Source organism: Clostridium transplantifaecale, from assembly GCF_900626075.1.
Lineage (GTDB): Bacteria > Bacillota > Clostridia > Lachnospirales > Lachnospiraceae > Otoolea > Otoolea transplantifaecalis.
Window position 1 is genome coordinate 424,966 of record NZ_UYZY01000003.1, and the last position, 20,191, is coordinate 445,156.

General features: G+C 51.0%; 13 protein-coding genes and 1 riboswitch. All 13 genes read left to right on the top strand.

Going from position 1 to position 20,191, the window contains the following annotated elements:
- Positions 1-72 precede the first annotated feature (72 nt).
- The 13 genes from EJL91_RS13430 to EJL91_RS13490 all read left to right on the top strand — a co-directional run bounded on the left by EJL91_RS13430 (position 73) and on the right by EJL91_RS13490 (position 20,173).
- Complete coding sequence (locus EJL91_RS13430) at positions 73-2,418, top strand: glycoside hydrolase (RefSeq protein WP_243125339.1); 2,346 nt, start codon at positions 73-75, stop codon at positions 2,416-2,418.
- A gap of 178 nt (positions 2,419-2,596) precedes the next feature.
- Positions 2,597-3,889, top strand: coding sequence for a sensor domain-containing diguanylate cyclase (locus EJL91_RS13435; RefSeq protein ID WP_125142477.1), 1,293 nt, complete (start codon positions 2,597-2,599; stop codon positions 3,887-3,889).
- A 169-nt stretch (positions 3,890-4,058) separates the two neighbouring features.
- Positions 4,059-4,553 carry an RNA polymerase sigma factor gene (locus EJL91_RS13440; protein ID WP_125142478.1) on the top strand — a complete coding sequence of 165 codons (495 nt, stop codon included), beginning with the start codon at positions 4,059-4,061 and terminating at the stop codon, positions 4,551-4,553.
- Positions 4,550-5,470 (top strand): DUF3298 and DUF4163 domain-containing protein, encoded by a 921-nt coding sequence (locus tag EJL91_RS13445; protein WP_243125340.1) that lies wholly within the window; start codon positions 4,550-4,552, stop codon positions 5,468-5,470. The genes EJL91_RS13440 and EJL91_RS13445 overlap by 4 nt, the downstream gene beginning before the upstream one ends.
- A gap of 195 nt (positions 5,471-5,665) precedes the next feature.
- Complete coding sequence (locus tag EJL91_RS13450; RefSeq protein ID WP_125142479.1) at positions 5,666-6,364, top strand: ABC transporter ATP-binding protein; 699 nt, start codon at positions 5,666-5,668, stop codon at positions 6,362-6,364.
- Positions 6,365-6,366: 2 nt separating this feature from the next.
- The gene (locus EJL91_RS13455; RefSeq protein ID WP_243125341.1) at positions 6,367-8,637 is read left to right on the top strand and encodes a COG1361 S-layer family protein; all 2,271 of its coding nucleotides are present in this window, start codon (positions 6,367-6,369) and stop codon (positions 8,635-8,637) included.
- Positions 8,634-9,995 (top strand): ABC transporter permease, encoded by a 1,362-nt coding sequence (locus EJL91_RS13460; protein WP_125142480.1) that lies wholly within the window; start codon positions 8,634-8,636, stop codon positions 9,993-9,995. The genes EJL91_RS13455 and EJL91_RS13460 overlap by 4 nt, the downstream gene beginning before the upstream one ends.
- An 888-nt stretch (positions 9,996-10,883) precedes the next feature.
- Positions 10,884-10,975: riboswitch (NiCo riboswitch) on the top strand.
- A 113-nt stretch (positions 10,976-11,088) separates the two neighbouring features.
- Positions 11,089-13,623 carry a cation-translocating P-type ATPase gene (locus EJL91_RS13465; protein ID WP_125142481.1) on the top strand — a complete coding sequence of 845 codons (2,535 nt, stop codon included), beginning with the start codon at positions 11,089-11,091 and terminating at the stop codon, positions 13,621-13,623.
- 90 nt (positions 13,624-13,713) lie between these two features.
- A complete protein-coding gene (locus EJL91_RS13470; RefSeq protein WP_125142482.1) occupies positions 13,714-14,478 on the top strand; it encodes a DeoR/GlpR family DNA-binding transcription regulator in 765 nt (254 codons plus the stop codon).
- Between the two features lie 413 nt (positions 14,479-14,891).
- A complete protein-coding gene (locus tag EJL91_RS13475; protein WP_125142483.1) occupies positions 14,892-15,938 on the top strand; it encodes a substrate-binding domain-containing protein in 1,047 nt (348 codons plus the stop codon).
- Between the two features lie 223 nt (positions 15,939-16,161).
- Positions 16,162-17,655 (top strand): sugar ABC transporter ATP-binding protein, encoded by a 1,494-nt coding sequence (locus EJL91_RS13480; protein ID WP_125142484.1) that lies wholly within the window; start codon positions 16,162-16,164, stop codon positions 17,653-17,655.
- A 24-nt stretch (positions 17,656-17,679) separates the two neighbouring features.
- A complete protein-coding gene (locus EJL91_RS13485) occupies positions 17,680-18,657 on the top strand; it encodes an ABC transporter permease (protein WP_125142485.1) in 978 nt (325 codons plus the stop codon).
- A 28-nt stretch (positions 18,658-18,685) separates the two neighbouring features.
- A complete protein-coding gene (locus EJL91_RS13490; protein WP_125142486.1) occupies positions 18,686-20,173 on the top strand; it encodes an FGGY-family carbohydrate kinase in 1,488 nt (495 codons plus the stop codon).
- Positions 20,174-20,191 lie beyond the last annotated feature (18 nt).

Consider the following 20,191-nt stretch of genomic DNA (forward strand, 5'->3'; position numbering starts at 1 on the left):
TTTTTCCATTGTCACACCCCTGTAACACCGTTCTGCTATACTTTCCTCACCACGTAAAAGGAGGACAATCAATTGCAGAAGAAAATAATAAGCGCGGTGCTGGCATCCGCCATTCTCATAACCGGCTGCGCCGGAAATGGGATCACGGAGAAAAGTATAAAAGAAAACAGTATAAAAGAAAACGGAACCAGAAAAAGCGCTGAAGAAAACGGAAACACAGGAAACGGCCGGCCGGTGCGCTTCGAGGTAGAGCCGGCAACATTGGCGCTGACTCTCTTTGACGGAGAAGAAAAGCTGGAAGCTTCCCTTCCGGGGGAACCAAAAGAAGTGGAAGCGGTAAAGGAGAGCGGGGAAGGGACGGAATGGCTCTATCCGCAGCAGAATATGAGAGTAACAGTTACACCGGAAACGGATTATCTGGCAGTTACCTTTATCTCAGATTCAGGAAAGGATAATACCGCAAACTGGCCGGTTGTAAGGGGGGATTATTTCTATCTTCCGATGGGAGAGGGAAAGAGAGTGCCGGGAAAGGATAAAGGATGGGCAAAATATCTGACAGATATGGATTTTACCGTGATGGAGAGCCTGTCCATGCCGTTTTTCTCGGTTTCCCAGGGGGATAAGGCGCTGGTATACATCATAGAAGATCCCTACCGGACGGAACTGCATTTTGAAGATCCGGACGGACTGGAAGCGGAACTGCGCCACAGCTATCCTGAGATTGATCCCAACAAGTCCAAACGGTTCAGAGTCTATGTGACGGACAATGAGCCGATCCGGATTGCAGGTGTCTATAAAGATTACCTGAAGGAGACGGGACGTTTTACCACACTGGAGCAAAAGGCCGGACGGAACCCGGAGGTTCGGAAACTGTACGGCGCGCCCCATTTTTATCTCTGGTGCAGCCGGGCGGTTGAACCGGAAGACATCAACTGGGCGGCGTTTCGCAGGGCGGCCGGGGAACCGGCAATGACGTATGTGGCTGAATACGTGAAAGGGCTGGAAACGGGCGGAGAGTTTGAAAACGTGCTGAATGAAATCCGTTCCCAGGACTATGTGAGCCAGTACCAGCAGAATGAAATCTGCCGTGGAATCACGGAGGCGGTCGCAGGCCGTGACTTTTATGACAGCGGGAAACTGCCGGAGCCGGTAGAAACCGCAGAGGGGCTATCCGGGGCGGAAGAACTCAATGAACCGGAGCGGATTGCATTAAATAAGGCGGCCCTGTATGCAAATCTGCCGGGAGTATTTGTTACGGAACCGGAAAACTGGGGAACAAAAGGCAGCGCCGGCCTGATAGAAGAAATGAAGGCAGGCGGCATCGATAAGGCATGGACAGGGCTTGACAACTGGGAAAATGCCTGGCGGAATCCCAAACTGGTTCAGGCAGCGGCGGATGCGGGTTATCTGATTGGGCCGTATGATTCCTATCATTCTATCCATGAGCCGGGTAAAGAAGAGTGGAATACGGCGGCATTTAAAGACATCTCGCTTTATGAGGAGGCTGTGATCGAAAACAGGGGAGGTGAGAAAGTGGCGGGATTTAATAAGGTGGGAAGAAAGCTGAATCCTATGTTAGCCCTGCCGTCCGTCAAGGACAGAACCTCATGGATTCTGGGTACCGGAGTTCCCTTTAATTCATGGTTTGTGGATTGTGACGCGGCCGGAGAACTCTACGACGACTATACGCCGTCCCGCCGGACGACCATGGAACAGGATACGGCGGCCAGGATGGAGCGTCTTGATTATATCGGGGAAGAACTGGGCATGGTGGTTGGTTCCGAGGGAGGTAACGACTATGCGGCACAGCACATTGCCTTCGCCCACGGAATCGAACTCCCCTCCTTTTCCTGGCGGGATCAGGATATGAAGAAAAATAAAGAGAGTAAATATTACATTGGAAAATATTACAGCGCTTCCGACGGCGTACCGGAGCATTTTGGTAAGAAAATTCCATTAAAAGAGGAGTGGAGCCACATTTTCACGGATATTTCCTTCGATGTCCCTCTGTACCGGCTCGTCTACAACAATTCAGTGATTACGACCTACCACTGGGACTGGTCTACCTTAAAGATCGAGGGGGAGGAGACGGCCAGGATGATGAGGGAAATCCTCTATCATGTGCCGCCGCTCTATCATCTGGACCGCGAAACCTGGGACAGGGAGAAAGAGACCATCACGGCCCATGTTAAAGTCTGGTCGGAATTTGCCGGGAAGGCGGTGCGTGAAGAGATGACGGACTTTGAGTATCTGTCCGAAGACGGAAAAGTCCAGAGAACCGCGTTTGGAAAAGATTTGGAGGTGGCGGCCAATTTCTCGGAGGAGCCGTTTCTCTATCAGTCGACGGAGATCCCTCCGGGAAACGTACTGATTCGATCCGGTGAATCCGTACAGCTTTACTGCCCACAGGTTTACTGAGAAGACAGGTAGTACTGGCAAGAAAGAAGTATTGACAAAACAGGAAATATTTTCAAATCATGATGATACCGTTTGCAGGGGACCAGGTTATTTAGTATAATGGTAAAAGAATAACAAAAATAGAAAAAATAGTGACAGAAAGGTATAAAGCCAATAAATTACCGGGACAGGGTCAATCATGAGAGCGAAAAGAGGAAAACTGACAACAAGCCTGATGTTATTATCAGCGGTGCCGCTGCTGACATTCGGCTTGATTGTCATGTTAATAACGTCAGAGATAATATACAGCAGCCTGCGTGAGGAAGTAAGATACAGCCTGGGGGTTCTTGGAACTTTTTCCTACCGGACTTTTGAAGTATCGTACCCCGGAGATTTTGAAATGCCGGGAACGGTTCTGTTCAAAGGGGGGAAGAGCCTGGAGGGCCGCGATGAGCTGGTGGATGACCTAAAAGAGACGTCAGGTGTGGATGCCACCCTGTTTTATGGGAAAGAGCGGTATCTGACCACGATTATAGGCAGCGACGGTGCAAGAGCCATCGGGACAGCGGCGGAGACGGTGGTTACGGACAAGGTGCTGGGAAGAGGAGAAACTTATTTTTCTGATCATGTTCTTGTAAACGGAACGCCTTATTTCGGCTACTACCAGCCAATCCGTAATTCCGACCAATCCATAGTGGGAATGATGTTTGTCGGGAAGCCCCGCAATGTGGTGATGAAGCGGATTAATACCAATATTTTCATGGTCTGCGTATCGGCGCTCGTGATGATTGGCATTGCAATCGGAGTCTCCTATTTTTACAGCAGGAAGGTGATCGATCTGTTGAAAAAGACGGAGAAATTCCTCGGGGCCGTGGCCAGGGGAGATCTCACGGCCGGTCTGGAACCGGAGATTCTGGAACGGTCCGATGAGCTTGGGGAGATGAGCCGCTTTGCCGTTATCCTGCGGGATTCCATTGAAGCCATGGCGGGAAAGGACGCGCTGACCGGTCTCTATAACAGAAGAAGCTGCGATGTGGTTCTGAACAGTCTCGTGGAAAAGGCGGGGCGTGAGAATGGGATGTTCTCGGCCGCAATGGGAGACATCGATTATTTTAAAAGGATTAACGACACTTATGGCCACCAGGCGGGGGATGAGGTGCTGAAAATGGTCGCACATGCAGTTGCGGAGCATATGGAACACCTGGGTTTTGCCTTCCGCTGGGGCGGGGAAGAGTTTCTGATGGTATACGAAGAGCTGGACAGGGAACAGACTTTTGCACGTGTCGAAAAGCTGAGAACGGTTATAAACGGCAGAGAGATGGACTGGCGTGGAGAAAAAATAAGAATTACAATAACGTTTGGAATCGCGGACTACGGGGAAGCGAAGAACGTGAAGGAGCTGATACGGCTGGCCGACGCCAGGCTGTATTCGGGGAAAAGCAGCGGAAGAAACAGAACCGTTGTCTGTTGTGACGGACAGGACGGGGAATAGAAAAACTCACCATTAAAATCAGGATTTTTGATCGGCGGTTACCTCAGATCGGGAATTCTGATTTTTTAATATCAATAAGAACCCTTTTTTCCTTTTCTCAGACTTTTGAAGAGCATCGTTCATCTAAATAACAGGACAGAAAAGTAAGAAACTAAGAGAGGTGATCAACATGTGTGATGATGTACGCAGGGAGCTTGTTGCATATATCACGGAAAATCAGGAGCGGCTTTACCGATTTGCCGTCGGCCAGACAGGAAACCGGGAAGATGCAATGGATATTCTCCAGAATGCCATTGTAAAAGCGCTGGAGAATTATATGGCCATCAGGAATCCGGAGTATATGAAGACGTGGTTTTTCAGGGTACTGCTCAACGAATGTTACGGATATATGAGAAAAGGGAGACGGGAAGTCGCCTTCGAACCGGAACAGGTGTACAGGATGCAGGAGAGTGAACCGGAGCTGGAACCGTATGACTGGGATATGTACCGCCGGATACAGGAACTGCCGGAGAAAATCAGGACGGTGATTATTTTAAGATTCTATGAGGATTTTTCCCTGGAAGAAATCAGCCGGGCGACGGGGAGCGGGCTGGGTTCTGTAAAATACCGTCTGTATTCGGGGCTCAGGCGTCTTGAAAAGAAGCTGAAGGAGGAAATCAGATGAGGCGGAGAAAACTGGAACAGGATATAGGAAGAACGAAGAAAATTTATGAGTCGATGGAAATTCCCGAAGAACTCGGCCAGGCCGTACAGAAGGCTCTGGAGCAGGGCACGGGAAGACAGAATAAGAGAAAGGTGGTTCCAATGAGGAGAAGAAAGCATTATGGAAGGACTGCAGCCGCAGCGGCCGCAGCTCTGATGATATGTTTTATCACAGGACTTAACACGAGTGAGGCGTTTGCCGCGACGGCAAAGCAGCTTCCTATCATCGGCGCCGTCTCCAAAGTGCTGACGTTCAGAAATTATGACATGGCCGACGTAGAGAAAGAAATTCATGTGGAAATCCCTGAGATTCAGGAAGAATCGGGCAATGAGACCTCCGGACGCCTTGCCGCCGACGTGAACCGTGAAATTGAAAAGATTATGGAAGAATATAAGGCCGGCGCCGAAAAGAGGATTGCGGAGTACAAAGAGGCATTCCTGGCTACGGGAGGCACCGAAGCGGAATTTGCGGAAAAAGGCATTAAGGTGGATGCGGGTTACGAGGTGAAATATGAGACGGAAGATATCCTTTCCCTGGAGGTGACGGCGAATGAAAACTGGACCTCCGCATACGGAATCCGCTATTACTATAATCTGGATTTGAAGAACGGGAAAAAGATTACGCTGGAGGATTTACTGGGCCCGGATTACGTGAACAGAGCTAATGAGAGCATTCAAACACAGATGAAAGAGCGCATGGCCCAAAACCGGGATCTCGTATATTGGGATGGAAGCAGCGGGATAGACGGATTCAGTACGGTCGATGAAACGACAAAGTTTTATATCGGCCGGAGCGGCAACCCGGTGATTGTATTCGACAAATACGAGATAGCGCCGGGAGCGTTCGGAGCGCAGGAGTTTGAGGTTGCAAGAGAGTGAATAAAGTGAAAAGAGGAAGCGGCAGTCTGCATCAGCAGGCGGCCGCTTCCTCTTTTTGCTGAGCGGCAATAAAAAGTTCACGAAACGTGATTTCCGTTGTTTTACGGGAACGTCTTAAGATTTCTTCAGATTTACATGATATATTTTTTGAGTTTTTATCCTGTAAGATTCCGCTATAACAACGGGAGGAAAATAATGGAGAGAAGAGAACCGGCAATACAGGTAAAAAATGTCAGAAAAGTATACAGGATGGGTGATGAGGAAGTGGTTGCCCTAAACAGAATCAATCTTACTATCTATAAAGGAGAAATCTGCTGTATCTTCGGCACCTCGGGTTCGGGAAAGAGCACGCTGCTGAACCAGCTGGCGGGAATGGAAAAACCGACGAGGGGGGAGGTCCTGATCCAGGGGCACTGTGTGTCCAGGATGAGCGAGGAGGAACTTGCGGCCTTCAGACAGAAGTATATCGGGTTTATCTTTCAGTCCTATAACCTTCTTCCTTCCATGACGGCTATTGAGAATACGGCCATGCCCCTGATGTTCCGGGGAATGGAGAAAGACAAGAGAGAAAAAATAGCGGAAGGACTCTTAAGGAAGGTCGGCCTTTCCCACAGGCTGCATCACTATCCCGGACAAATGTCGGGAGGACAGCAGCAGAGGGCCGGAATCGCCAGGGCGTTTGTGACAAGGCCACAGGTTGTTTTTGCCGATGAACCGACGGGTAACCTGGATTCAAGGACAACGGCGGACATTATGAAAATGATAACGGGATTTGCAAGGAAGTATGAGCAGACCATAATACTGGTTACCCACGATCCGGGCATGTCGCGGTACGCAGACCGGATTGTGACACTGGTAGACGGAAATATAATCGGAGATGAAAGGAAAAGATAGAGATGAAGGGTAAATTGGCGGCAAAACGGACAGTTACATGGATTCTGAGCCTGATGATAGCGCTCGGGACATGCGGCCCGGTGAGGGCGGAGGAGTTATCTGCTCCTGCGGCGGCAGAGGCAGCGGCAGGAAGTGGAAGTATGGACGCAGGAAGTACGGCAGCGGGAAATACGGAGCAGGGAGGCAGGGAGAAAGGCCCCTCGGGAAGTGAGGGCGGTGAGGAATCCGGCAATCTGACAGTGGACGGATACGAGGTATACACGGCGGGGAGCAATAAGACCTCGGTGAGCAATATCAGAAAAGGAAAGCAGGTCAAACTGGTTGTCTCCGTCAGGGCTGACGGACTAAAGACAGAGGAAGTGGGAAAGAACGGCGTTTCCGTCTCTAAGCTGTCGGACAGCTTCAGAAATGCCGGTGCGGCGAAAGTAAAGGTTACCTCGGAGCGCGACGAACCGCTGGAATTCACGGTGACCATCCCGAAAACCACCTATTCAGGAAAGGGAAATACACTCCGCCTGAAGGTGAATTATAAAAAGTCGGGCATTCCGTCGGAGACAGTGGAAGCCGAGATCAGCGAGTGCGAGGAATATGATGGCGGCAGCGACGACTCCGAGACGACGGGGCAGCCGGTCATCCGGGTAAAGCGGATAAGCCCGCAGACTTCCATCGGGCCGGGAGAACCGTTTTCACTGGAATTGGAGCTTGAAAACACCAGCGGAGATTCCGACATCCAGGATATGGTGGTCAGCGTGACGCCGGGCAATTCTCTTTTTATTACCGATGATACCAGTTCCCAGATAGTCAATTACATCGGTACGAAGCAAAAGAAAAAAATCACCGTGAAGATGACGGCGGGACAGGAACTTCCGGGCCCGTCACAATCTCTCGACGTGGAGATGAAATACAATTATTACTCAGGGGGCAACCTGACGAGCGGTTCGCTCTCCCAGAAAGTACAGATACCGGTTCGCGGCGGGATATCCGGCCAGCCGGTGATCGGGATCAGCCGCATTGGGGCGGCAGGTCCCGTAAAAGCTGGGGAAGCGTTCAACGTGTTGATAAGGCTTGAAAACACCAGCAAAGATAAGGACATCCGCAATCTCTCCGCAGTCATGGAACCGAACGACCAGATTTTCCTGCTGGATACGACCGATACAAAACAGCTTGGGGAGCTGAAGGCCGGTGCGGCGATTGAGGTTCCGGTGCGTCTCCAGGCGGGGAGCGAGTTAAACGGAGCCGCCTCCCAACTGCTGGGCCTGACCCTTAAATTTGATTATGATTCGGATAAGGGAGCCACGCAGGGCAGTGTTTCCGAAAAGATCGTAATACCAACGGAAGGAAAGGGCGGGAAAATGAATATCCCCACCCCAAATATCATAATCCGTAATTATTCGTACGGTGAAAAAGTCACCGCCGGCCAGGTCTTTGATCTGGAAATGGAGATGGCCAACACAAGCAGCCTGGCCGCTGCCGAGAATGTGGTGGTGTCCCTGGATACGGGAGAGGGTATTTCCATCAACTCCTCCTCCAACACCGTGTACATACCGAAGCTGGGAGCGGGAGAAGCAAGTAAACAGACCGTGAAAGTGCAGGCGCTTTTCCAGTCCAAACTCCAGTCACCCAAAATCACCATCACGTTCAAGTACGAATATGTGGACGGTAAGGAGAGAAAACAGGCGACATCCACGGAGACCATAGCAATCCCGGTCTATCAGCCCGACCGTTTTGAACTGAAAACACCCGTTTATTCGGAAAATTTCCGTCAGAATGAGGAGGGCACAATTTCCGTTCCCTACGTCAATAAGGGCAGGGGCCAGGTCTTCAATGTGGAGGCAAAACTGGTGGGCGACATAAACGCCCTGGAAAAAGACCTGACTCTCGGGAATTTTGAGGCGGGTAAGAGCGGAACCATCGACTTTGTGGTGACGCCGCAGAATCAGGGAGTATTTGAGGGAAAGATCATCGTGACCTATGAGGATGAGGCGATGCAGGTGAAAACGGAGGAAGTGCCGCTCAACGTCACCGTTGCCGAGGCACAGGAACAGATGACCGATGTTTTCCCGGAGGAACCGGAAGGAAGAAAAGGCCTTCCGCTCATTCCTCTGGCAGCGGCGGGAACGGCTCTGCTTATCATCATCGCCGCCGCAGTAAAAGCCGCAAAGAAAAGAGCGGGAAAAGAAGAGGAGCAGGAAAAAGATATGGACGAGGACTGGGAAAAAGCCTTCTTTGGTGATGAGCCGGGGGCAGAAGAGGAGGATGAGCCGAGACAATGAGAATAAAGGATCTGATTACGGTCTGCTTACAAAACCTGAGCCGCCATAAGGCCAGGACCATGCTGACCGTGCTGGGAGTCATCATAGGCTGCTGCTCCGTTGTCATTATGATATCAATCGGAATCGGGATGAAGCAGGCGCAGGAGAGTGCATTGGCCCAGATGGGAGATCTGACTATCATCACAGTCTATCCGACCGGGAAAAATGCAAACAGTTCCGGAATCAATACCCAGGCAATCGGTAAGATGAAGCAGATAAAGGGGGTGGAGGCCGTTTCCCCCAAGCTCACGGCACAGAATGTCACGGTAACACTCTATGCGGGCAAAAATAACCGGTACCGCACCACTTACGCCGAAATCGCCGGCATTGATATAAAAGAGGCGGAAACGATGGGATATAAGCTGTCCGAAGGGAGCTTTGAACAGTGGAAACCGGGAAAAATCTTTGCAGGACAGGATTTTGCATACAATTTTGAAGATACAAAACGGCCGGAGGGAAGAAATACGATTGACATGTACGGCGGCGAATTTGACGCAAATGGAATGCCGGTTAAACCGGCGCCCTATTTTGAACCGATGAAAACGGAAATAACCGCGGAGTTTTCCGACGGTGGTGAAGACGATAAAAAGGTAACAAAGAAATTTGAGACGGCCGGAGTTATGAAGGAAGACTACGGCAAAGGAATGGAAACTTCCATGGGGCTTATCATGAGCCTGGGCGATTTACAGGATCTGCTGGACCAGCAGGCCAGGCTGAGCGGAAAAAAGGTGAAGAGGAAGAAGGGGTATTCAAGCGCCATGGTCAAGGTGAAAGACATCAAAGACGTGGCCGGGGTGGAAAAACAGATTAAAGCGCTTGGGTTCCGTACCAGTTCCATGGAAAGTATCAGAAAGCCGATGGAGCGGGAGGCGAGGCAAAAGCAGATGATGTTTGCCGGAATCGGCGCGGTATCCCTGTTTGTCGCCGCCCTCGGCATCACCAACACCATGATCATGTCCATATCCGAACGGACCAAAGAGATTGGAGTGATGAAGTCCCTGGGATGCTTTGTGAAGGATATTAGGAAAATCTTTCTGCTGGAAGCCGGCTGCATCGGCTTTGCCGGAGGCGTGGCAGGCGTTATTTTAAGCTACGGGGTTTCAGCCATCATGAACCTGGCGGCAGGCCAGGCGTCTTCATCTGCCTTTTCGGATATGGGTGGCGATATGATGGGACCGGCAGGAGGCCTGTCCGTGATTCCCTGGTGGCTGGCCGTCTTCGCCGTTTTGTTTTCCGTCTTCATCGGAGTGGGAGCCGGTTATTATCCTGCGTCGAAAGCAGTGGAAATTCCGGCATTGGAGGCGATAAAACACGATTAAAAGGGGCGCGGTTTCTGATGATATTTGATTGAGAAATGAGGACGCCGCCGTCAGGCGGGGGTCGGGGGGGGGAGGGGGATCGATGCGTCTTTCGTCCCGGGCGTCAGGGTGTCGCGGGCGGGGAATCCGGGCAGAAAAAGTTCCTGCGGGAAACGCTTTCGCTCGTTGGAGTACATAGCGGTCACTAACCTCGAAAAAACCTCGGTAAGTGCCGATGAACTCCCAGGTTCCCTCCGGAATCTTTTTCTCCCTTCTTCCCCGCAGGAAGGTTATGGCCGGGACGAAAGACTCAGCCAAGATGCTGCCCGGCCCCCGGCCTGCGGCGGCTTCGCTGTCCTCTTTCTTCAATGGGGGAGGCGCTTGCCGCTGCCACTACGTTTCCCCGGATGCCTGAACACTACATCCTGTTCACTATAAAACTATGTAAACTTATAATCTTAGAGTGTTTATTCTGATCCTCTTTTTATGCATCCCAGGATATCATCAGAATGTAAAATAGTTACGACTATATCGTGGCCGCGACAATACCACCACCACACTTGACGAAAGAGACAATCAGCCCCTGAAGCCGGCGGACGGGGCAATAACCTTCCCTGAGTCTTCAGTCCCACCGACAACCTGCCCGGGGAAGGAAGGAGAAAACTTTCCGAAGGGAGACCTTGGAATCCGCCGGTGCTTGATGAGGTATTTTCGAATCTAGCATCCGCTGCGCATTCCACAAGCGGGAGCGAGTCCCCGAAGGAATTTTTTCTCCTGGATTCCCCCTCACCACAACTTACAAACCGGGACTGAAGACTCATACACACCCTCCCACTCCCCCGTCCACCGTCTTACAGAGGCGTCCTCACATCTCAATTAAATACCTATAGCAAACCGCATGACCTCCGCATATGATACAGAGAGCAGGCAGCGTTTTAAACCAATGCCGGGCCGCATTAAAGCGGCAGCAGACAGTGCATCAGCACATCTGCGGGACAGTTAATTGTTCCGCAGGTGTGCTTTTTTTATATCAGAGGAAAGTGCTCCTATGATATAAAAAAGCCCTCCGTTCAGGATGGGCAATCACCAATATCACATGAATCAGGAGGTTTCTATGGCAGACACAGACAGAGAGCAGGCAGGGCTTACCTCTGCCGAAGCTGCAGCGTTGCAGGAACGATTTGGAAAAAACGAGCTGACAACCGAAAGAAAAGGGAAATTTATAAAGAAAGCAGTCCACATTTTGAAAGAACCGATGTTTCTTCTGCTCTTTTTCGCGGCGATTGTATATTTCATCCTGGGGGAGCCGGGGGATGGGGCCGTCATGTTTGTATTTATCACGGGTGTCGTCGGGATTGACGTAATACAGGAATGGAAAACGGACCGCACACTAGCCGCCCTGAAACGGATGACGGCGCCCCGTGTTAAAGTGATCCGGGATAAAAGAGAACAGATAATTCAGGGCGAGGAACTGGTGCCGGGAGATGTCTTCTTCCTGTGCGAGGGAGACCGTGTGCCGGCCGATGCGGCAATTATTTCATGCAGTGATTTCTGCGTGGATGAATCCATGCTGACCGGTGAATCGGAAGGCGTCTGGAAGAGGGCGGCAGGCAGTGATAACCCTGGCAGCGCCGGAAACTTCTGTTATGCCGGGACACTCATCACCCAGGGAAATGCAGTCTTAAGGGTAACGAAAACGGGAAACAACACGGAATATGGAAAGATAGGTCTTGGTGTCGCTTCCGCGCCGGAGGAGCCGACCCCGCTGCAGCGTCAGACAGCCGGTCTGGTACGGATCTGTGCCGTGATAGCGGCGGCGCTGTTTTTCCTGGCGGTGGTTTTTTCTTATCTGAATCTTCCGGGAACCGGAATGCAGGAGAGGATAACGCGGAGCGTCCTCTCGGGCGTGACGCTCGCTATGGCCCTGATTCCCGAGGAATTTCCTGTGGTGCTCACGGTGTTTCTCTCAATGGGAGCCTGGAGGCTGGCGAAAAAGCATTCCCTTGTGCGCCGTCTTCCGTCCGTGGAGACGCTGGGGGCGGTAACTGTCCTCTGCTGCGATAAGACGGGGACGCTCACGATGAATAAGATGAGCGTACAGGAAACCTGGGCAGTGGAAGGGGACGGGAGAAAGCTCATTAAGACCATGGGAATGGGATGCGAGCCGGAGGCCTATGATCCGATGGAGAAGGCGATGCTCGCATACTGCCGGGAAAACGGAATTGACGAGGGAGAGCTGTTTGAGGGAACCCTTGTAAAAGAGTACTCCTTTAACAACCTGAAAAAGATGATGGGCCATGTCTGGCGGCGGAACGGCCGGCTTGAGGCGGCGGTGAAGGGGTCGCCGGAGAAAGTGATTGCCATCTGCAAAGACGGCGCTGAGAAGGAGGAGGCCCTAAGCGTATGCGCCTCCATGGCGGCAAGGGGCCTCCGTGTCATCGCAGTAGCCGCGGCATGCAGGGAGGAGCTGGGAATGGGAGAAGCGAATTTTCCCGAAGAACCGGAGGACTGGGAACTTGCCCTCTGCGGCCTGATCGGCCTTTCCGATCCTCCGAGGGAGGGGATCCGGGAAGATATTGAAGTGTGCCGGAAAGCCGGTATCCGTGTCGTCATGATCACCGGCGATAACGGGGAGACGGCGGCCTCGGTAGCCGGACAGATTGGAATTGAGGGCGGATCCGTCGTCACAGGAGATGAACTTTCGCAGATGACGGAGGAAGAGCTGTGCGAAGCGGTGAAAAAGTCGTCCGTTTTCTCAAGAGTAATTCCGGAGCATAAAATGCGGATTGTTAAGGCATTTAAAAAGAACGGTGAGGTGGTAGCCATGACGGGAGACGGCGTCAATGACGCCCCGGCCCTTAAGTATGCCGATATCGGAATTGCGATGGGAATGAGGGGAAGCGAAGTATCGAGAGAGGCGGCCGACCTGATCCTGATGGATGACAATTTTACGACGATCGTGGAAACCGTCAGGGACGGACGGCGTATCTATGATAATATCCGCCGGGCCGTCGGCTATATTCTCACCATCCATCTGCCTATCATATTTACCTCCCTCCTTCCGCCTCTTCTTAAAACATCCCCGGACGCCCAGATGCTGCTGCCCGTCCATATCGTGCTGCTGGAACTGATTATCGATCCGACCTGTTCCATCGTGCTGGAACGCCAGCCCGCCGAGAAGGGGATTATGGAACGGAAACCGGGACAGTCGTGCGGCAGGCTGCTGACGCGCCATGTATTGGTAAAAAGCGTACTTCAGGGACTTGCGATTTCTCTGGCATCCTTTGCAGTTTATTACTGCCGGATGGGAGGGTGCCCGGAAAAGGCGGCGGCCTCCCGTTCCATGGGGCTGATGGTTATCATGATTTCAAACCTGTTTCTGGTGCTTGTCAACTGCTCGGACACGGAGCCCGCATTCCGGTCCCTGTTTCGCCTTTTGAAAGACCGTGGGATGCAGGCGGCGTTTGCTGGAATGCTCGTCATGCCAGCGGTGATATTTTATTCTCCCGCAGGCAGCTTCCTGAAACTGGAGCCGCTCACGGCGTGCCAGCTTGCCGTTACCGCGGCGGTTTCCGCGGTTTCTGTTTTCTGGTATGAGGCGGTGAAATTCGCGGCCCGGCTCCGGATGAAAGGAAAGAGCGGTGTCTGAATATATGCTTGAATATGTTCGTTTTAATGCTATAATAATTGTATCAGACTGTAAGAATTTTCAAAAACTGTGAAAAAGGATGGTGCCCCCGTGAACAAGAGCGAAAGATGTCTGGCCATACTCGACATTCTGCAGAAGCAGCATAAGGTAGAGGTGAATGAACTGGCAGCGCGGTTCGGAATTTCCGAGATGACGGCGCGAAGGGATTTGAATCTTCTGGCCCGGCAGTACAATATTACAAGAACCCATGGAGGGGCGCTGATGGCGAACCAGCCTGTTGTCAGGATGATTTCATTTGATGAATCCCGTATTTCCAACAAAGAGGCCAAAGAGAAGATTGCGGCAAAAGCGGCCACCCTTATAAAAAACGGACAGAGGATTTTCATCGACGCGGGCTCCACGACGAGAATTATTCTGAACTATATGGACGACGAGACGCGGGCGGTGATTGTGACGAACCATCTGAAGGTGGCGGAACATGCCCTTTCCTTTGACAATCTCTCCGTCATTATGCTGGGGGGTGAGATGATACGCATCACCAATTGCAGTTCCGGCAGCGTGGCCGAAGAACAGATCAGGAAGTATCAGCTCGACACGGCATTTCTCGGCGCCGCAGCCATTGGAACAGACGGCAGGCTCTATGACGGATACTCCCCGGAGGCCAGATTCAAAAGCTCTATTTTTTCCGTGGCCAAGAGGATTTATCTGCTGACGGATTCCTCCAAATTCAACACCTACGACTTAAACGAATTTGCCGCCCTCTCCCAGGTGGATGCGGTAATCACCGACGCCGGGATCGACGAGGAGGGAATGAACCTGCTCAGAAAGTATAATGTGGAAGTCATAATCGCGTAACGCATGACAGAGCGCTGCGGGCATAGCCTGCAGCGCTTTTTGCACCTCTGTAACCACCGTCCTTCCGGCCGCCTGCTGTCTATTCCGGTGTTGCGGCGCCGAAAAAATCTGTTTTTCTCTCCTAAAACCAATCATTTCCCCTGAATGAAACGAACTGAAACGAACATCGAACAATCCGAAGGATCCCTTTGAAACGCAAGCGGTTCTCATTTGTCTTAGAAAAATTTTCAATATCGAACATAAAAGAACAAAAATCAATAAAAAATCGAACGTTAACTGTACAATTATGACAAAAAAAGACATTTAAATTTAGGCATAATTGGCATTGAAGTACAAAAACCGATGTGCTAATATGTTCGTACAATCAAATAGAGCTCAGCTAATTCAAAAAAAGCGAGAAGGAGGATATTTTTATGAAAAAATTATTATCTGTAATTTTAGCAGGTGCAATGGTGCTTTCCATGACAGCCTGCGGCGGACAGAAAGCAGCCGAAACAACGGCGGCTCCGGCAGAGTCCACAGCAGAAGCAGCTGCAGATGCAGTGACGGAGGCAGTGGAAGAAGCAGCAAAAGAGGGGAACTACACAATCGGCTTTTCTCCATACACATTGACAAATGAATATTTCACCGCAGTTTTAACAGGTGTCCAGACGGCATGTGAGGAGCTGGGATGTGAGCTGATTTATTTTGATCCGCAGAACGACCCGACCAAACAGGCTTCCCAGATTGACGATATGATCGCAAGCGGAATCAACGCGCTCGTATACATTCCATACGATTCCGCAGGAGCACAGACCGTACTTCAGACATGTAAAGACGCAGGCGTAAAAGTCATCAACGTAGACAATGTTATCAAAGAAGAAGATTACGAACTGGTAGACGGAATCATCGCTTCCGACAATACACAGCTTGGATACCTTTCAGGACAGTGGGTTGCAGAGAACCATCCGGACGGAGCAAATATCCTGATCGTGCACCTTCAGACAGCTGAATCCTGCATCATCAACGTAGACGGATTCTGGCAGGGAATTAAAGAAAACGTAGAAAACCCGGATGCATTCGTAGAAGTTCAGGTAGTAGAAGGCAAAGGCGCCACAGACGCAGCATTCGAAGTTGTATCCGATGCCCTTCAGGCTCATGACAACATCGACGTAATCTACGCAATCAACGATACATCCGCGTTAGGCGCAGTACAGGCAGTAGAAGAAGCAGGCAAGACAGGAACCATCGATATCCTCGGCAAAGACGGCGCTCCAATCGGAAAACATGCCATCAAAGACGGCACAATGGTACAGAGCTCCGCCCAGAGACCTACATACATGGGATACATGGGAGTAAAAGAAGCCGTTGATCTTTTAAACGGAAAAGAAATCACATTTAATACAAGCATCGAATCCTACAGCATTACGGCAGACAATATCGACAAATACGATCTTGACGCATGGGATTCCCTTGACTAACCACAGTCAGACAGAGAACCATTTTGTAACAGGATGACAAAGAATGACATAGAATTGGCTGACGTGTAAAATATGTTACCTTTCAGCGCCGCCCCCCACGGGAGCTGCCGGCCTGGAGCGTAACAGCAGAGTTTTTGATTACGTGGTTCGGCTCAAAACAAGATTTGAGCCGGACCATTTATTGACTGCAGATAGAAACATTTCAGGGAATACGAGGTATCATATGGGCGAAACAAAACTCTTACAGATGCAGAATATAACGAAAGCATTTGCTTCAAACGTAGTACTGACCGGTGTAAACCTCTCTGTCGGAGAAGGGGAAGTGGTAGCCATCCTCGGTGAAAACGGAGCCGGTAAATCAACATTAATCAAGATACTGGGCGGAATCTACAAAGCGGATTCCGGCGAAATACATATAAACGGAGAATTGAAAAATATACATTCTGCCGCCGTGGCGGGGGCGAACGGAATCAGAATTATCCATCAGGAAATCATTCTGGTGCCGGCCAGGACAATTGCGGCGAATGTTTTTATGGGGCGTGAGCTCAAAGATAAATTCGGGCTTGTCGATGCAAAACGGATGGAACAGGAGACGCAGAAGGTCATAGACGATCTGCACTTAAACCTCCGGGCGGAACAGCTGGTGGAGGACTTGTCTATCGGTATGCAGCAGCTTGTGGAGATTATCAAAGCCGTGTCGGCCGAGGCCAGAATCGTGGTCATGGATGAGCCGACCTCCTCCCTTTCCCAGGGCGAGGTGGAGACGCTGTTCGACATTATCAGGCTGCTGAAGAAAAAAGGGGTGGGAATCATTTACATTTCCCACAGGCTGGAAGAACTCTTCGCAATTACCGACCGGATCGTGGTCCTGCGTGACGGCAAGATGATTGGAGACGTCCCGACGCCCGAGGCGGACAAGGATGAGCTGATCAAGATGATGGTAGGCCGCGAACTGAGCAGCTACTATACGAGAAACAAACACGAGATTAAAGGAATTTCCCTCGAAGTAAAGGGCCTGGAACATGAGAAGTATTTCAAAGACGTGAACTTCCATGCCAGGTACGGTGAGATTGTCGGTTTCGCAGGACTTGTCGGAGCCAGGAGAACGGAACTGATGAAGACCATATTCGGAGCTTACCAGAAATCCGGCGGCGAGATTTTCCTGGACGGCAAAAAGCTGGAAATCAGGAGGCCCCAGGACGCTATCGACAACGGCATCGTCTATGTATCCGAGGACAGAAGGGATGAGGGACTGATTCTCAAAAATGATGTTAAGTTCAACATGGGCCTTGTCTGTCTCAGCGATTTTATAAAGGGAGTCGGTGTAAAACAGGCGGACTGGGATAAGATGGTGGAGGATTACAGAAAGAAATTCTCCATTAAAATCACATCGGCCAAACAGCTGGCCGGCAACTTAAGCGGCGGCAACCAGCAGAAGGTGGTTTTGAGCAAATGGCTGGCAAAGAATCCAAAGGTTATTATTCTGGATGAACCGACGAGGGGTATCGACGTAGGCTCCAAGGCGGAGATATACGCCATCATCGACGAGCTGGCGGCAAACGGCGTTTCGATTATTATGGTTTCTTCGGAACTCCCGGAGATTATCAATATGTGCAACAGGTGCTATGTCATGTGTGAGGGAAAAATCACCGGCGAACTGTCCGAGGAAGAATTCTCCCAGGAATCCATGATGACGTATGCTACAAACAGAGAATAAGGAAAAATTTTAGGAGGTACAACTATGGAAAAGAAGAAGGAACTGGGGGTTCCGTTCACAGGCTCTGCTTATCTGAAGCGTAATATCGGAACGATCATCGGCCTGATCCTGCTTATCATCATTGTTTCGGTATCAACACCGAAATTTTTAACGTCATCGAACCTTTTAAACCTTTTAAAATCCAACTCGGTTAACGCAATCATCTGCTGCGGCATGCTGCTTGCGATTCTGATGGGAGAGATTGATATTTCCGTCGGTTCCACCGTCGGCCTTACGGGTGTTATCGGCGCCTATATGATTACCAACTTAAATGCGCCGGTATGGGTAACCGTGATAAGCTGCCTGGCGGTGGGCGCCCTGGTGGGAACCATCAACGGTTTTGCCATCGCGTATCTGCAGGTTCCCGCATTCGTCGCCACGCTGGCGACGCAGTGTATCGGGCGCGGACTCACCGAGATTATCTCCGGCGGCGTGACAATCCGTGTGCGCAACGCCACCTATACGGGGCTCGGCAATACGAGCCTGGGCGGAGTGTCAATCATCATTATTTACGCGGCCGTTATCCTGATTGCGACCTGGATTTTGTTAAATAAGACACGGTTTGGGTATTATATCTATGCGCTGGGCGGCAATAAAACGGCGGCGAAATACTCCGGCGTCAATGTGAAAAAATACAACATGCTTCCCTACATCCTCATCGGCCTGCTCTGCGGCGTGGGCGGAATCGTGTGGTCGGCCCGTCTCGGTTCGGCGGCGGCGACACTAGGCAACGGATTTGAGATGGACGCCATTGCAGCCGTTGTAATCGGCGGAACGAGCATGTCGGGCGGCGTAGGAACCGTGGGCGGCACCTTTATCGGTATTCTGATCATCGGCGTTATCACAAACGGCCTCAACCTGATGGGAATCAACTCCTTCTGGCAGGGCGTATTCAAAGGAATCATCATCATGGTAGCCGTGGTCATCGACGTATTCAAGAAGAGCCGTTCTAAACAACAGTAATGAAAGGCAATTCATAAAAGGAGATACTATGGCATTTGCAGGACTGGATGTCGGAACCAGCGGAAGTAAGATGCTGGTCTATGACCTGGATGGGAACGTACTTTTTACAGCTTCCAGAAAATATGAGGAGCTGGGCGGCGGCGGGCACAGGGAACTGAACCCGGAGACCGTCATGAAAAATGTAAAAGAGGTGCTCCGTGAAGTGGGGGAGCGCTGTCCTGAAAAGATAGAGGCCATGGCCGTCACAAGCCTTGGAGAATCCGTGGTCTGCCTTGACAAAGAGGGGAATACCCTGGCTAATTCCATGCTGACGGGCGATTCCAGAGGAATTAATGAGACGGAAGAAATTATAGAAAAAATGGGAGCGCAGAGAATCTTTGAAATCACAGGCCTCCCTCCCAACGAGCTTTACGGCCTTCCCAAATACATGTGGCTGAACCGGAATACGGATGCGGTGAAAAAGGCGGACGCCATTCTTTACTATGAAGACTTTATCGGATATATGCTGACCGGGAAACGGATGGTGAGCTATTCCTCGGCGGCCCGCAGCATGGCCTTCGACATCAGGAAGATGGACTGGTCGGAAGATCTGCTGGGCTTTGCGGGAATCAGGAAGGAACAGATGTCAGCGCCGGTGAAACCGTGTACCGTGATTGGGACGATACTTCCCGGAGTGGCAAAGGAGCTTCATCTAAATCCCGATATGAAACTGGTGGTCGGGGGCCACGACCAGAGCTGCGCGGCCCTGGGAAGCGGCCTTTGTACAACCGGGGCGGGAGAATGCGGGATGGGAACATGCGAGTTTCTGTTCACAATGCTTCCGGAGGCCATGATGACGCCTTATATGATAGAAAATGATTTTACCTGCATTCCCTATATTCTGCCTGGGACTTACCTTTCAAGCCTGGAGGTGACAACCTGCGGAGCGCTCAAAAACTGGGCGAGGGACAACATTTTAAAAGGATTTAAGATGGAGTGCGATGCAAAGGGAGAGAATTTCTATTCCTGCATCGACAGAGCCGTCAGGGATATCCGCACGGACGTCATGGTGCTTCCGCAGTTCGGTTCGTCCGGAAATCCGGATCTTTCCATGGACGCCAGAGGAACCATCACCGGCCTCACCATCCATACAAGGGCGGAGGAAATTTACCGGGCGATTCTGGAGGGAATGGCGTTCCAGATGTATTTGTCCTATGAGCGCCTGAAAACATTGGGGACAAAGATGAACCGCATTGTGGCGACGGGAGGAGGCGCAGCCTCCGAACTGACGCTTCAGATACGGGCCGACATATTTAATATGAAAGTTCTTTCCCTGGAAAATGAGGAATCGGGAACCGTGGGCTGTATGCTGATGGCCGCTTCAGGCACGGGGGCCTACACTTCCCTGGAAGAAGGAATCAGAAGAGCTGTAAAGATTAAAAAAGAATTTTTACCCGATCCCGCCATGCATGGATATTATATGGAAAAATTCGCGAAATACAAAATCCTGTACGAAAGAATGTATGACTTCAAGTGACAACCCGAAAATTGAGAT